Origin of the sequence: Streptomyces sp. NPDC060049 (assembly GCF_042736715.1) — a bacterium.
Classification (GTDB): domain Bacteria; phylum Actinomycetota; class Actinomycetes; order Streptomycetales; family Streptomycetaceae; genus Streptomyces.
The window spans coordinates 48,503-62,665 of record NZ_JBHWVV010000027.1 but is presented as its reverse complement, the minus strand read 5'-3'; the positions used below and the strand labels follow the sequence as shown (position 1 = coordinate 62,665).

The 14,163-nt window shown below is 71.0% G+C and carries 9 protein-coding genes; 8 read left to right on the top strand and 1 reads right to left on the bottom strand.

The window, feature by feature from the left end; genetic code table 11:
• Positions 1 to 42: 42 nt before the first annotated feature.
• The 6 genes from ACFWBY_RS34390 to asnB all read left to right on the top strand — a co-directional run bounded on the left by ACFWBY_RS34390 (position 43) and on the right by asnB (position 10,015).
• The gene (locus tag ACFWBY_RS34390; protein WP_385339156.1) at positions 43 to 1,305 is read left to right on the top strand and encodes a GNAT family N-acetyltransferase; all 1,263 of its coding nucleotides are present in this window, start codon (positions 43 to 45) and stop codon (positions 1,303 to 1,305) included.
• Entirely contained in the window at positions 1,298 to 2,698 is a 1,401-nt protein-coding gene (locus ACFWBY_RS34385) for a hypothetical protein (protein ID WP_385339159.1), read from the top strand. The genes ACFWBY_RS34390 and ACFWBY_RS34385 overlap by 8 nt, the downstream gene beginning before the upstream one ends.
• Positions 2,691 to 5,324 (top strand): hypothetical protein, encoded by a 2,634-nt coding sequence (locus ACFWBY_RS34380; RefSeq protein ID WP_385409747.1) that lies wholly within the window; start codon positions 2,691 to 2,693, stop codon positions 5,322 to 5,324. Before ACFWBY_RS34385 ends, ACFWBY_RS34380 begins: the two co-directional genes overlap by 8 nt.
• Positions 5,321 to 6,706: a hypothetical protein gene (locus tag ACFWBY_RS34375; RefSeq protein ID WP_385339168.1), complete on the top strand. Its 1,386-nt coding sequence runs from the start codon at positions 5,321 to 5,323 to the stop codon at positions 6,704 to 6,706. Before ACFWBY_RS34380 ends, ACFWBY_RS34375 begins: the two co-directional genes overlap by 4 nt.
• An 83-nt stretch (positions 6,707 to 6,789) precedes the next feature.
• Entirely contained in the window at positions 6,790 to 8,019 is a 1,230-nt protein-coding gene (locus ACFWBY_RS34370) for a cupin domain-containing protein (protein WP_385339171.1), read from the top strand.
• A 130-nt stretch (positions 8,020 to 8,149) separates the two neighbouring features.
• Positions 8,150 to 10,015 carry an asparagine synthase (glutamine-hydrolyzing) gene (gene asnB / locus ACFWBY_RS34365; RefSeq protein ID WP_385339174.1) on the top strand — a complete coding sequence of 622 codons (1,866 nt, stop codon included), beginning with the start codon at positions 8,150 to 8,152 and terminating at the stop codon, positions 10,013 to 10,015.
• Between the two features lie 305 nt (positions 10,016 to 10,320).
• Here asnB and ACFWBY_RS34360 read toward each other — a convergent pair whose 3' ends face one another.
• Positions 10,321 to 11,640 (bottom strand): ROK family protein, encoded by a 1,320-nt coding sequence (locus tag ACFWBY_RS34360; protein ID WP_385339177.1) that lies wholly within the window; start codon positions 11,638 to 11,640, stop codon positions 10,321 to 10,323.
• 183 nt (positions 11,641 to 11,823) lie between these two features.
• On the opposite strand from ACFWBY_RS34360, the gene ACFWBY_RS34355 reads away from it, so the two are divergent.
• Positions 11,824 to 13,140: an ABC transporter substrate-binding protein gene (locus tag ACFWBY_RS34355; RefSeq protein ID WP_385339180.1), complete on the top strand. Its 1,317-nt coding sequence runs from the start codon at positions 11,824 to 11,826 to the stop codon at positions 13,138 to 13,140.
• Positions 13,141 to 13,153: 13 nt separating this feature from the next.
• On the top strand, positions 13,154 to 14,149 hold the full coding sequence (locus tag ACFWBY_RS34350; RefSeq protein WP_385339183.1) for a carbohydrate ABC transporter permease: 996 nt from the start codon (positions 13,154 to 13,156) through the stop codon (positions 14,147 to 14,149).
• The last annotated feature ends 14 nt before the right edge of the window (positions 14,150 to 14,163 follow it).

Sequence of the window (14,163 nt, the reverse complement as noted above, 5' to 3'; positions counted from 1 at the left end):
CCCTCACCCCGCTCACCGGCCCGTCGCCGGGAAGGAGGGGCGGTGACCGCCACGGACCCGGCCGTACGCGCACCGCAGGGGCGCCCGCCCGTCGCCCCCCGCGCCGCATCGGCCCGGCGACTGCGGATGATGCTCGGCTACCACTGGCGCAACAGCGGGAGCGCGCCGCTGAACCGTCTGCACAACTGGTGGGACGGCCGCCCCGGCGCGCGGACCCCTTCTGTCGTGTCCACGGCCGGCGGCCTCTCCATCGCCTACTCCGGTCTGCCCGCGGGCCTGGCCTACACCCTCGAGTTCACCGAGGAGCGACGCACCCTCGCCACTCCGGGACAGGCGGTCCGCACGACCGTCCCCCGCAGCTCGCGGCTCCTCGGCGGTGCCGGGGCCGTCCCGCCCCCGGCCGACATCGAGATCGTCGGCAGCACCGCGGAGCGGGCCAGGCGGCTCCCGCAGGACGCTGCCCTGGTGATCCCGATGCGCGTGCACTTCGTGGTCGACACCCACCGTCCGGCCGACGAGGTCCTCCGGAGCATTTCGCGGCGGGAACGCGAGCAGCACGCGCGCTGTCGGCGCGAGCGGCAGTGGACCTGGGAACAGGCCTCGGCGCCGGCGCTGTTCGACGAGTTCTACGACCGGATGTACCGGCCGACCATGTTCAACCGGCACGGGCTGAGGGAGCGCGTGGAGAGCAAGGCCGCCGCGTTCGAATGCATCTTCCGGCGCGGATTCCTGTTCATCCTGTCCGAGGGCGGGGAACGGATCGCCGGCGCGATGTGCCACTGGGACCCGGGGACCAAAGTGCTCACCCTGCGCCTGCTGGGCGTCGCCGACGGGGCGGCCGAGCACTACGACAGCGGGGCGTTCAAGGCCCTCTACCACCACCTGCTCGCCTGGGCAGCCGGGAACGGTGTCCGCCACGTCGACTTCCAGGGCACGGAACCGTTCCTCAGCAAGGGCACCTTCCAGTGGAAGCGGCGGTTCGGCTCCCGCGTCGTCCTGCCCCCGAACCACTTCGGGGGCAAGCGCCTCTGGTTGAAGGTCCACCGCGACACCCCGCAGGTACGGGACTTCCTGGCGGCGAACCCCGTTCTCGCCGAAGCCGCGGACGGCGCCCTCCACGCCGTCTACTTCCAGGACGCGGACCGCCCGGCCCGGCTCGACCTGTCCGGGAAGGCTCCCGGCATCCGGCAGTCGCGCGTGGTCGCCATGGACGACTTCCTTGCCCGGCTGCCCCGCGCAGGGGGCCTCGGCGCGGGCCATGACACTTCCGGACCCGAACCCCTGAAGGGGGCCTCGCATGACTGACGCGGCCGCATCCGTGCCCCTACGCCCCACGCCGGTACCGACGACGACCGGAGCCGGGAAGCGGGAGTCCTCGCAGTCCCTGACCCGCGCATGGGACCGGCTCCTGCTCGACGACCCGGTCCGTACGGCCGAGCTCGCCCGCTCCCTCGACGAGCGGATGAACGTCTACCCCTGGCGCCACCCGGAAGGCCCGGTGCCGGTCCGGCCCGTGGTGCTGGACCGCGGCACGGCCCGGAACATCACCCGGGCGGCGGCCGAAGTGGTGCGGCTGGCCGCTGCCGAGTGCGCGCGCAGGGCCGCGAGCCCCGCCGAACTCTGCGAACTGCTGGGGATGCCCGTCAGCCCGATGCTGACCGACCGCGCGTCCTGGAACCGCTGGGCCCTGGACCAGGCCCGCCCCGACGTCGTACTGACGGGCGGAGTACCGAAGGTGCTGGAGTGCAACGTCTCCGGCGCGATCGGCGGTGTGGAGCAGACGGCGCGGCTCGAATCCGCCTTCTGGAGCTGGCCCGGCGTCCGCGGCCTCACCCACCGGCACCGCATGTGGGGCGGCCACACCATCTCGGCACGACGGCAGTTGCTCGTGGACATCGCCCGCAGCCGGGGTGTCGACCGGCCGCCTCAGCTCGCTGTCGCGGGGTGGAGCGAGGCGAACTTCTCGGACGTCATCACCGATGCGGCCTCCCACGAAGCGCCGTGCGTCTTCGTCACACAGGAGGAGCTGACCGAGGACGACGGGCTGCGCACCGCGCACGGCCTGCGGATCGACGTGCTGCTGCAGAAGTTCGTGACCGCCGACTCGTACGCGAAGGGCGAGCCGATGGCGGCCCTGGAGGCGGCGGTCGCCAGGGACTCGACCTTCATCGCCGCGCCCGAGATCTCGACCCTCTACTCCGACAAGAAGGTCCTGGCCTGGCTCACCCAGCGGGCCCCCGACCTGCCCCCGGCCGAGCGGCGGATCATCGAGGACCACGTCCCGTGGACGGCGGAGCTGGCCGACCGGAAGGTGTACCGCCACGGCGCGCAGCACGAACTGCTCCGGCTGGTGGAGCACCGGCAGAGCGACTTCGTACTCAAACCGACGGGAGGCCACTCCGGGCACGGCGTACTGATCGGGCGGGAAACCGCGAAGGGGCAATGGCTGGACGCCGTGCAGAACGCGCTGGACGGCCGCCACGTCGTCCAGGAATTCTGCGAGCCCGATCGCTTCCCGGTAGCGGTCTGCGACCTCGCGTCGGGTGCGGTGGAGGTCATCGACGTGCCGCACCTCATCAGCCCCATGCTGATCAGAGGTGTGGGCACGGGGTTCCTGGCGCGCTTCCTGAAGGACACCACCAGCTCCATGATCACAGTCCGGCTCGGCGCGCAGAACACCGTGTTCGTCCATGACTAGCGCCCACCTCCCCGAGGGGAGTCCGACCGTGAAGGAAGCACGCACCCCCTCTGACGCGCCCTTGGAGGGCGGCGGATGGCAGACCCTGCCCCATTTCGTGCTGCGGATGGCGGGCTTCCCCTTCGACCTGTTCGACGACCTCGCGTCCCGGCGCACCGCCCGGGCCGCACGCCGGGCATCCGCCGCCCACGACCGGATCGCGCTGGCGACGGCGCAGACCCACGACGACGCCCTGCTGACGCAGGCACGGACCAAAGCGGAAGGAGCGGCACTGCGAGCCTTGCGCAAGCAGCGCCTCCCCCGCTCGCCGCTCGACGAGGACGCGTCCCCCGCGATCCGTGAGGCAGTCGCCCGCTTCGCCGAGGCGCTTTGCGAACGAGACGCTGCGGAAGCCGAGTTCACCGCCGCCTACGCGGCGGCCGAGCGCCGGTCGAGCCTGCGCCTCCTCGCACGCTTCCGTGAGGACGCGGAGCTGCGCGGCATCCTGCTGGTGTCCAACGAGAAGTCGGAGCCGGTCCTGGTCCGGTGGCTCGAGGAGACCGGCCGCGAGGGGTGGCCGTACCGCGACGACGACAAGTTCCGCTATCACGTGGACACCTTCGTACGGCACCTCCAGCGTGTCTGCGCCAAGAACGACACGACGTCCCACCTCGGCCCCTTCGCCCTCGGAAGGTTCCAGCCGGAGATACGGGGCGTCCAGGCGCGCCCGGTCGAGCTGCGCCGGCATCCGGTCCTCGCCCGGTGGGCCGCCACTGCCGTCGTGGACGTGCTGCGGCGGGACCCGCTGGTGCGGCGCGCGGCCGTGCCACGCCGCGCCGCGGGGGCCTCGGTGCACGCGGGCGTGCTCAGCGTCGTCTCGTTCGACTACTCCAGCCGCCTCGCGGGTCTCGACGAGGCGGTGCGGACCCGGCCGCCGGTCCGGCTCACCCCGCACGAGGTGGCCGTCTACCAGGCCTGCGACGGCGTGCGCACCGAGGGGGAGATCGTCCGCCTCCTCGGGGATCAGCCGCCCGGTACGCACGGCGGCGGCGCCGGCGAGGTGCTGCGCAGGCTGGAAGAGCTCGGCGCCGTCGTCGCCGGACCCGAATTGCCCTACGGGCAGGCCGACCCGCTGCCGTCGCTCCTCGCACTGGCGAGGAGCGCCTCGGACCCGGCCGCACGGGAACTCGTGTTCCTCGCGGCCGACGTGCGGACACGGTTCGCCGAGGGGACCCACCCGCAGCGACGGGCCGCGCTCGACCAACTGAAGGAGACGTTCACGAGGGTGACCGGCGTCGCCCCCGAGCGCGGAACGGGCGCGTTCTACGGCGACCGGTCCGTGATCCACGAGGACTGCCGCGGCAGGTTCGCCGATCTGCGCCTCGGTGAACCGCTGACCGGCCTGCTGCGACAGGAGCTGCCCGCGGCGTACGACCTGATGATGGAGGCCCCGCGGCGCCGGCGGGCCGCGGAGTCCGCCGTGCTCGCCCGGTGGTTCGCAGGGCGGTTCGCGGGGAGGGCCCAGGTGCCGCTCCATGACTACCTGGCCGCCTTCGCGCAGGACGTCGCGACATTGAAGGATGCCTACGAGGCCGTCGACGCCGAGGAGTCGGCCCTGCTGGAGCGTCTCCAGGAGGGGCTGGTCCCGGCAGGCGCGCACACCGCCCACGAAGTCCGGGTGGACCCGCTCGTCGTGGCCGGACTCCTCGATCCCGGCGGTCAGGGGCGCGCGCGCCGCGAGCCGGCCCTGTGCAACCCGGATCTCATGATCTCCGCGCGGTCCCGGGACGCGCTGCGGTCCGGCGACTTCCAGGTGGTCATCAGCGAGATGCACGCCAACGAGGAGAACCTCAGCCACGGCATCTTCGGCCCCTTCCTCGACGCCGAGTTCCCCGAGTTCACCAAGGACGTGCTGGACGGCTACCGGCTGCTGCTCGCCCCGGACGAGGAACTGGCCGACGTCACGCTCCTCCACCGCAACAAGTCGTACATCCGGACCGACCTCGACTGCTGGGAAGTCGAGGCGTACGAGCGGTCCTCCAAACCCCGGGACCGCGTCCTGGCCCTCGCCGGCCTCCGGGTGGAGCTCACCCCGACGGGCCTGCGCCTGCGACGGCCCGACCGCGACGACGACCACGGCCGCGGCCGCTACCTCCGCCTGGCCGCCCTGCCGTTCTGGTGGCTGTCCGTCCGGCACAACCCCTTCGTACCGTTCGGGTTCCCCTACCACCCCGGCCGACGCCTGCTGCCCGCACCGGGCGCGGACCACTTGCCGAGGATCACGATGGGACGGGTGGTGCTGCAACGGGAGTTCTGGAGGGTGGCCCCGCGGGAACTGGCCGCCACCAGCCGTCAGGACGCCTTCCTCAAGGTGCAGGCGCTGCGCTCCCGGCTCCGCCTGCCGCGCCACCTGTACGCGCGCATTCCCGGCGAGACCAAGCCCATCTGCTGCGATCTCGACAGCCCCCTGCTGGTCCGCCAGCTGACCCGGTTCGCCGCCCGCGCGGCAGCGGCGATCGAGATTTCGGAGATGTTCCCCGGCCCCGGCCACCTGTGGGCCGGCGACGAGCAGGGCCAGTACACGAGCGAACTCAGATACGCGGCCTTCTCGTCCGGGCTGCGACCCGAAGGGACGGGCACACAGTGAACGACGCGGCGCAGCCCAGCACCGGGACGACGAAGGCACGGGCCACCGGCACCCCGTTCACCCCGTGGTTTCGCGAGCACCACACCCCGCAGGCCCCCGGGAGGCCGGTCCCCGAGCTGCTCGCCGGTCTGAAATCGGCGGTGGCCGACCTCGACTTCCCCATGGAGCCCGCCTCTGCGCTTCCCGTCGTCCTGCCGGCGGACCTCTACGCCGAGATGTACGAGGCCACCCGGCACATCATGGCCCTGCTCCGGTCGGCGCTCCTGGAGCGGGCGCCCGACGGGCCCGGCAGGGTGGCCGCCCTCGGGGCCGAGGAGGAGCTGTACCCGCTCTTCGTCCCGGGCCCGGCCGAGGAACGCTACGCGACGTGCATGACACGTCCCGACGTCGTCATCGACGCGACCGGCCCCAAGTTCCTGGAGTTCAACATCGGGGGCGGCATCGGCGGGGTCATCGACACCGCCCTGATCTCCCGGGCCTGGACGTCCGCCTACGGAGGCACGAACGCCCCCTTCCGTGGCCACGACCCGCTCGTGGTGCGGGACCGGATGTTCGCGGAGCTCATCCGGAGGCTCGGGGTCAGGCCCGCCGTCGCCGTCGTGGGCTCGGTCCGTGACCTGGGCGGCAGGGCGACACCCCGCTACTACGACCTGCAGATCGACTCCCTGAGGGACCACGGACTCCAGGCGGAGTTCTTCGAGCCGGAGGAACTCGCGGACGCCGTGGGGCGGCCGGGCGACCTGCGCTTCCCGGTGGGTCTGCGTCACTTCACCGTGCTGGAGTGGCGGGAGCTCGGCATCGACCTCGCTCCCGTGCGGGCGGCCCTGGACGCCGGCTGTCTGATGCTGTCCACGCAGACGGCCTACCTGATCGCCAACAAGAAGGTGATGGCCTGGGTTTCGGAAGGCCGCCCGTGGATGACGGACCGTGACCGCAGGACGGTTGCCCGCTACCTGCCGTGGACCCGGGTGGTCGGTGACTCCCGCACCGAGTGGCGGGGCGGCGACTGGTCGCTTCCCCACCTGCTCCTGAAGGAGCAGGAGAACTTCGTGATGAAGCCGGCGGTCGGCATGAAGTCCAAGAACATCCTCGTCGGGCGCGACTGCGCACCGGAACGCTGGCGGGTCGCGGTCGAGGGCGCCCTGGCGGCGGAGGACCACATCGTCCAGGAGTACGTGCAGAGCGTGCCGTACCGCATGACCTTCTGGGACGACGCGGCGGAGCAGCTCTACGACGGGGACGTGTTCCCGGTGTTCGGGCCGTACCTGTTCGGGGGCCGCCCTGCCGGGTGCCGGGTCCGGTTCCTCCCGCCCGGCCCGCAGGGCGTCGTGAGCATCAACGGCCACGGTGCGGTCCCGTCGGTCGCCTTCGCCGCCCGCTGATCCCGCTCGCCTCTCACCGCTCGCCACTCACCGCACCAGAGATCCGAAGACACCAAGGCACGAGGAATCGAAGGAGAACGACGTTGTTCGAAAATTACACCTTCGCGGACTTCGCGGGGGACGAGGAAACGTTCTTCTCGGAGTACTTCAACAAGAAGCCGCTCCTGCGCAAGAACGCCTTCAAGGGCGACCCCAGGGACATCCTGTCCTTCCAGAAGGTCGACGACCTGCTCAACCTGGAGGCCTTCCGCCCGCCGTACATCCGGATCACCCAGGGGCCGCGGGCGGTCTCGCAGACCGACTACACCCGTAACACCGTGGTCCAGCGCATCGCGGTTCCCGACGTCATCGTGCCCGAGCGGGTGTACGAACTCTTCCGGTCGGGTGCGACCGTGGCGCTCGGCACGCTCAACAACGTGATCCCGCCGCTCCGGCAACTGACCAGGATCTTCACGGAGAAGTTCGCGGCGCAGACCGACATCAGCGCCTTCATGACCCCGGCCGGGCGCAGGGGACGCGCCCCGCACCACGATGCGCCGGACGTCTTCGTGGTGCAGCTGGAGGGCACCAAGCGCTGGACCCTGTGGGAGCCGCCGGCCGAGCGCACGACCAGGCGGCGCATCTACGACACCATCGAGGAACTCGGCGAGCCGACGATGGACGTGCTGCTCGAGCCGGGAGACATCCTCTACCTGCCGTTCAACACCCCGCACGCGGCGGAGGCCAAGGACCAGATGTCCCTGCACGTCGTCTTCACGATCCGGCCCCGCCTGTGGGAGGACCTGCTGAAGGCCACGGTCGGCGAGGTCCTCGACGACACGGCCTTCTCGGGATTCCCGTACCTGGCGGCGCCCGGCACCGGCGCGCCGGTCGGCGAACTCAAGGAGATGCTGAGCCTGCTCCAGGACAAGCTGAGCGCCCTCGACCCGCAGGCCGAGATAGACCGGCTCGTCCGCACCGGGCGCGCCGGTGTGGAGGGCAGCTCCGCTTCGCGCGCACTGCAGAGGCTCGCCGGGATCGACGGCCTGCGGCCCGATACCGAACTCGTCCGTACGGCGGCGGCGGTGCGGTACGACGCCGAGGCGGGCGCGCCGGACGGCGGGGCGGAGCCGGCGCTCACGCGGGTCACGGTCGAAGACCGCACCCTGAGCATCCCGTCCGTGACGGCCGAGTCGCTCCGGCGGCTCGGCCCGGGCGAGGTCACCACCCCGGCAGGGCTCTCCCCCGCGCTGCCCGAAGCGGAGGCCACGGAGCGGGCCCAGCTCCTCGCCCGGATGGGTGCGCTGGAGTTGGCCGCGGACCGGGACCTGTAACGCCTCCTGCCTTCCGCGGTGGGGGTACGGGCGGGACGACGCCGCCCGTACCCCCACCCCTCGTCCCCGGACCGGCCCGTCCCCGTACCGGCGCCAGGGGAAGACCAACGACCGAAAGGAGTGATCCGCCGTGTGCGGCATCACCGGATGGGTCGCATACGACCGTGACCTGACGCACGACCCGGACGCCCGGGCCACCATCGAGGCGATGACCGCGACCATGGTCCCCCGCGGTCCCGACGGGGGTGGAGTCCTGCTCGACGGGCCCGTCGCCCTCGGCCACCGCCGCCTCGCCGTGGTCGACATCGAAGGCGGTCGCCAACCGATGTCGGTGGAACACGACGGCCGCACGGTCCTCGTCACCACCTACAGCGGCGAGATCTACAACTACCGCGAGCTGCGGACCGAGCTGACCGCGCGGGGCCACACCTTCCGCACCCGCGGTGATACCGAGGTCGTGCTGCGCGCGTACCTGGAGTGGGGCCACGACTTCGCCACCCGCCTCAACGGCATGTTCGCCTTCGCCCTCTGGGACCCGGTCCAGCGGGAACTGATCCTGGTTCGCGACCGGCTCGGCATCAAACCGCTCTACTTCCACCCCACCCCGGACGGAGTCGTCTTCGGCTCCGAGCACAAAGCGGTCCTCGCCCACCCCGCCGTACGTCCGGTCGTCGACGCGGAGGGGTTCGCCGAGCTGCTCTCCCTCGCCAAGACCCCCGGTCACGCCGTCTACCGAGGCATCCGCGAGGTGCGGCCCGGCCACATCCTCCGGGTACGGCGCGAGGGGATCGGCGAGCTCCCGTACTGGGCACTGGAGGCCCGCCCCCACACCGACGGCCTCCCGGCCACCGTCGCCCGCGTGCGCGAACTCCTCGACGACATCGTGGAACGGCAGCTCGTGGCCGACGTACCGCTGTGCACGCTGCTGTCCGGCGGCCTCGACTCCTCCGTCATCACGGCCCTCGCAGCGCGTCGGCTGGAGGGGGAGGGCCGCGGCCCGGTGCGGTCGTTCTCCGTGGACTTCGCCGGCCACACCGAGGGATTCCGGGCCGACTCATTCCGCGGCACCCCGGACGGGCCGTACGCGCGTGCGCTCGCCGCGTACGTAGGGGCGGATCACACGGACATCGTCCTGGACACGGGCGACCTCATGGACCCCGCCCACCGCACCGCGGTACACATCGCCCACGACCTGCCCTTCGGGCTCGGCGAGAGCGACACCTCCCTCTACCTCCTGTTCAAGGCGATACGCGAGCAGTCAGCGGTCGCACTGTCCGGCGAGGCGGCGGACGAGGTCTTCGGCGGCTACCGGTGGTTCCACGACGCCGACATCGTCAAGACCGACACCTTCCCCTGGCTCGCCGCGATGCGCGCCGCGATCGGCAGGGACTTCCCCGCCCAGCGGGGCGGCCGGGAATCGCTCCTGGATCCGGGGCTGCTCGCCAAGATCGACCTCGACGGATACCGCAGTACCCGCTATCACGAGGCGCTGGCCGAGGTGCCCCGCATGGAAGGCGAGAGCGGCCCCGAACGGCGGATGCGCGAGCTCTGCCACCTGCACCTCACCCGCTACATGCGCACGCTCCTCGACCGGAAGGACCGCATGAGCATGGCGACCGGCCTGGAAGTACGGGTGCCGTTCTGCGACCACCGGCTGGTCGAGTACGTGTTCAACACGCCGTGGCCGATGAAGACCTTCGACGGCCGGGAGAAGTCCTTGCTGCGCGCCGCCGCCCTCGACGTGCTGCCCGGGACGGTCGCCCAGCGCGTGAAGAGCCCGTACCCGAGCACCCAGGACCCGCGTTACGTGGAGTCCCTGCGCGCCGGACTGCGCGCGGTCCTCGCCGACGCCGGATCCCCGGTGCGTCCCCTCCTCGACCTGACCGCCGCCGAGGCGGCGGCGAACGAAACGGGGAAGACCTTCCGGCGGCGCATCGAGCTCGTCCTCGCCCTCGACATCTGGCTGCGGCACTACGGAACCGAACTGGCCTTCTGAGGGGCGAGATCGTGAACGCCTCCTGTCCGGCGAGCGCGGGGGCGTGCGCCGCCCCTTCCGCCGCCGAGCGGCAGCGGGTCATCGACACGAGGACTCGGGTGGGTCCGCCCGCGGCCCTTGCCCGCACCATTGCAGCGGCGAGGCAGTGGCGGTGAGTTGCCCTGCCCGGGAGTCGGGCCAACCCGTCGCCCGCCGGGCGGACACCGAACCCGCCGCACCATGGCCGGGGACGGCCTCGCGCCACTGGAGAGGTAGTGCCCTGGTGCCGGTCGGCCCACCTCGCCGGCTGCGGGGTGGGCCGGGGTTCAGTGTGCCGCTCGCTCCTGCAGCGTGGTGCGCCAGGCCGGAAGCGGCTCTTCGCGTTCGGGTTCCGTGCGGTGTCCGCCGCGGGCGAAGAAGTCGGCGAGCGGCAGGATGCCCGCGCCGACGGTGACGGCGTCGGGGCCGAAGGTTCCGAGGTCGATGCGGACGTTGGCGGCCGGGTAGGAAAGGGCGTAAGAGGTGGCGTAGGACCGTACGGAGTCCAGGAAGCGGGTGCCGAGCTGCAGGCCGGCCCAGCCGCCGACGAGGATGCGTTCGGGCTGGAAGAGGTTGATCAGGTCGGAGAATCCCGCGCCCAGGTACTCGGCGGTCTCTTCCAGGACGGCCAGGGCGGTCGTGTCGGCCTGGAGAGCGGCGCCGTCGGGGCCCGGTGTCGGGTAGGCGGCGGCGAGCATCGCGGTCAGCGCGGTCTCCTCGTCGGCGTCGGTCGGCGGGCGCCCGCCGGCCTCGACCCAGCGTTCCAGGAGAGCCTCGGCCCCCGCGTACGCCTCCAGGCAGCCCTGGGCGCCGCAGCGGCAGCGGCGCCCGCGGACACGCACGGTCAGATGGCCCCACTCGATGGCACGGCCCGTTCGGGTGTCGTCGCTGACCACGCAGGCGCCGACACCGGAGCCGAACAGCACGACGACGGCGTTGCGCGCCCCGCGGCCGGCGCCGAACCACATTTCGGCCTGGCCGAGGGTCTTGGCCCCGTTGTCGATGTAGTACGGGACGGTCTCGGGCAGCAGGTGGGAGTCGCGCAGCATCCGCTCCAGGGGAACGGCGTCCCAGCCGATGGTCTGGCCGTGGACGACGGCGCCGTCCGCGGTCCTGGCGACTATGCCGGGAACACCGATGCCCACGCCGAGGAGCCGCTCGGGGGCGATGTCGGCCTTGTGCAGGACCTCGGCGATGCCCTCGCGGAGGTGTCGCACGACGACGGCGACGTCGTAGCGGTCGATGCGGCGGGGCCCCGCCGCCTCCAGGGGACGCTCCACGCGCGCGAGCTCGGTCAGGGTCAGGTCGAAGAGCTCGATGCGGATACGGGTCTCACCGACGTCCACGCCGATCATGTAGCCGCTGGCCGGGCTGACGCGGAGCAGGGTCCGGGGGCGCCCGCCGGCGGACTCGACGCTCCCGGCTTCCTCCACCAGGCCGTCGCCGACCAGCTCCGCGACCACGTTGCTGATCGATCCGGAGCTCAGCCCCGTGGCGGGGCCCAGCGAGAAGCGGCTCAGGGGGCCGTCGAAGTACAACCGTTGCAGAACAGCGGTTCGGTTCTCCCGCCGCAGGTCACGCACTGTCCGGCCGCTACGTACTCGCACTCTGTCCCCTGTCTTCGATGCCCATAACTGCAAGATACCTGCGTGAACGCCCTTGACGAGTCCTTCGCTTGAGGTTTAACTCACATCCTAAATTAAGCCATGTGGTTTTGGGGGCGAACCCGCGGAACGTCCACCCCCACCCGCAGTCGGCATCCCGTTCCCTCCTGAAAGGCCCATGGAGCCATGCGCAGAATCAGAGTCGCAGCGGTCGGCGCCGTCACCCTCTCCCTCGTCCTCGGGGCGGCCGCCTGTGGCGGCGGCTCCACCGGCGGGAGCGGGTCCAACGAGCAGCCGAAGACGCTGACCTACTGGGCCTCCAACCAGGGATCGAGCCTGGAGGTCGACAAGCAGGTCCTCCAGCCGGAGCTCGACAAGTTCGAGAAGCAGACGGGCATCAAGGTCAAGCTCGAGGTCGTGCCGTGGGGCGACCTCCTCACGCGCATCCTGACCGCGACCACCTCCGGTCAGGGCCCCGACGTCCTGAACATCGGCAACACCTGGAGCGCCTCGCTGCAGGCCAGTGGCGCGCTGCTGCCCTGGGACGGCAAGAACTTCGAGAAGATCGGCGGCAAGGACCGGTTCGTGGAGTCGGCGCTGGGCTCCACCGGCGTCCAGGGCCAGGACCCGGCGGCCGTCCCGCTGTACTCCATGTCCTACGCGCTCTACTACAACAAGAAGGCGTTCGCCGACGCGGGCGTCACCAAGCCGCCGACCACCTGGGACGAGCTGATCGCCACCGGCAAGCAGCTGACCAAGGACGGCAAGGCCGGCTTCGGTGTCGAGGGCTCCAACCTGTCGAACAACATCCACCAGGTCTTCGTCCTCGGCAAGCAGCACGGCGCGGACTTCTTCACCGCGGACGGCAAGGCCGACTTCACCTCCGACGGCGCGGTCAAGGCCGTGAAGCAGTACGTCGACCTGATGGCCGACGCGCAGATCGTCGCCAAGGGCAACGCCGAGTACGCCCAGAACCAGTCACTGAGCGACTTCGCCAAGGGCAAGACCGCCATGGTGCTGTGGCAGACCGCGTCGGCCACCTTCGCCGCGCAGGGCATGAAGGAGGACGAGTGGGGCGTGGTCCCCGCGCCCGTGCAGTCCGGCGCGCCGGGGCAGGGCACGTCCACCAACTCCATGGTCGCCGGCATCAACATGGCCGTCTTCAAGAACACCAAGAACATAGACGGCGCAACGAAGTTCGTGGACTTCATGACCGGTGACGAGGAGCAGAAGATCCTCAACAAGGCTTACGGCTCCATCCCGCCGGTGAAGTCCGCGCAGGCGGACCCCGCGTTCAACACCCCCGGTCTGGCCGTCCTGCGCGACACCCTCTCCAAGAGCGCCGCCGCCCTCCCGCAGGTCCCCAAGGAGTCGCAGTTCGAGACGGTGGTGGGCACCGCGGTCAAGGAGCTCTTCGCCGACGCGGCGGCCGGCCGTCCGGTGACATCGGAGTCGGTGAAGGCCAAGCTCGAGAAGGCCCAGCAGCAGATGCCCAAGAAGTAGGCGCGGATACCTCATGACCACCACCGCCCCCCCTCGTACGGGCAAGCGGACGGCACGGAGGAACCACCCCGGAGCGGCGCCCCGCACACGCCGCTCCGGGCGGCTGCGCCGCATCTCCCTGCCGTACCTGCTCCTGCTCCCCGCACTCGTCCTCGAGCTCCTGGTCCACCTGATCCCGATGCTCATCGGCATCGTCGTCAGCTTCAAGGAGCTCACCCAGTTCTACCTCCGCGACTGGGGCAACGCGCCCTGGGCCGGCCTGGACAACTACTCCCTGACCGTCGACTTCGACGCACCGGTCGGCGAGGCACTGCTGAGTTCCTTCTTCACCACGTGCCTGTTCACCTTCTTCTCCGTGGGCCTGTGCTGGCTGATCGGCACAGCGGCCGCGGTCTTCATGCAGGAGACGTTCAAGGGCCGGGGCGTCCTGCGCACCATCTTCCTGGTGCCGTACGCGCTGCCCGTCTACGCCGCCGTCATCACCTGGGCCTTCATGTTCCAGCGCGACAACGGCCTGGTGAACCACGTCATCCACGACCAGCTCGGGCTCACCGACAGCCCGCCGTTCTGGCTCATCGGCGACAACACCTTCGTCACCCTGCTGGTCGTCTCGGTCTGGAAGGGCTGGCCCTTCGCCTTCCTCATCATGATGGCCGGCCTGCAGAACATCCCCCGCGAGATCTACGAGGCCGCCGCCCTGGACGGGGCGGGCGTCTGGCAGCAGATCCGCCGCATCACGCTCCCCTCGCTGCGCCCGGTCAACCAGGTCCTGATCCTGGTGCTGTTCCTGTGGACGTTCAACGACTTCAACACGCCGTTCGTCCTGTTCGGCAAATCGGCGCCGGCGGCAGCCGACCTCATCTCGATCCACATCTACCAGTCCTCGTTCCAGACCTGGAATTTCGGAACCGGTTCCGCGATGTCCGTCCTGCTGCTGCTGTTCCTGCTCGTGGTGACCGGCCTCTACCTCCTGTTCACCTCACGAGGAAGGAGCGCCACCGATGCCTAAGCACACTCGGGCGA

Excerpts from the sequence above, each read along its gene's own strand:
- ACFWBY_RS34385 (WP_385339159.1), top strand. The coding sequence starts at position 1,298 with ATGACTGACGCGGCCGCATCCGTGCCCCTACGCCCCACGCCGGTACCG.
- ACFWBY_RS34380 (WP_385409747.1), top strand. The coding sequence starts at position 2,691 with ATGACTAGCGCCCACCTCCCCGAGGGGAGTCCGACCGTGAAGGAAGCA.
- ACFWBY_RS34355 (WP_385339180.1), top strand. The coding sequence starts at position 11,824 with ATGCGCAGAATCAGAGTCGCAGCGGTCGGCGCCGTCACCCTCTCCCTC.
- ACFWBY_RS34350 (WP_385339183.1), top strand. The coding sequence starts at position 13,154 with ATGACCACCACCGCCCCCCCTCGTACGGGCAAGCGGACGGCACGGAGG.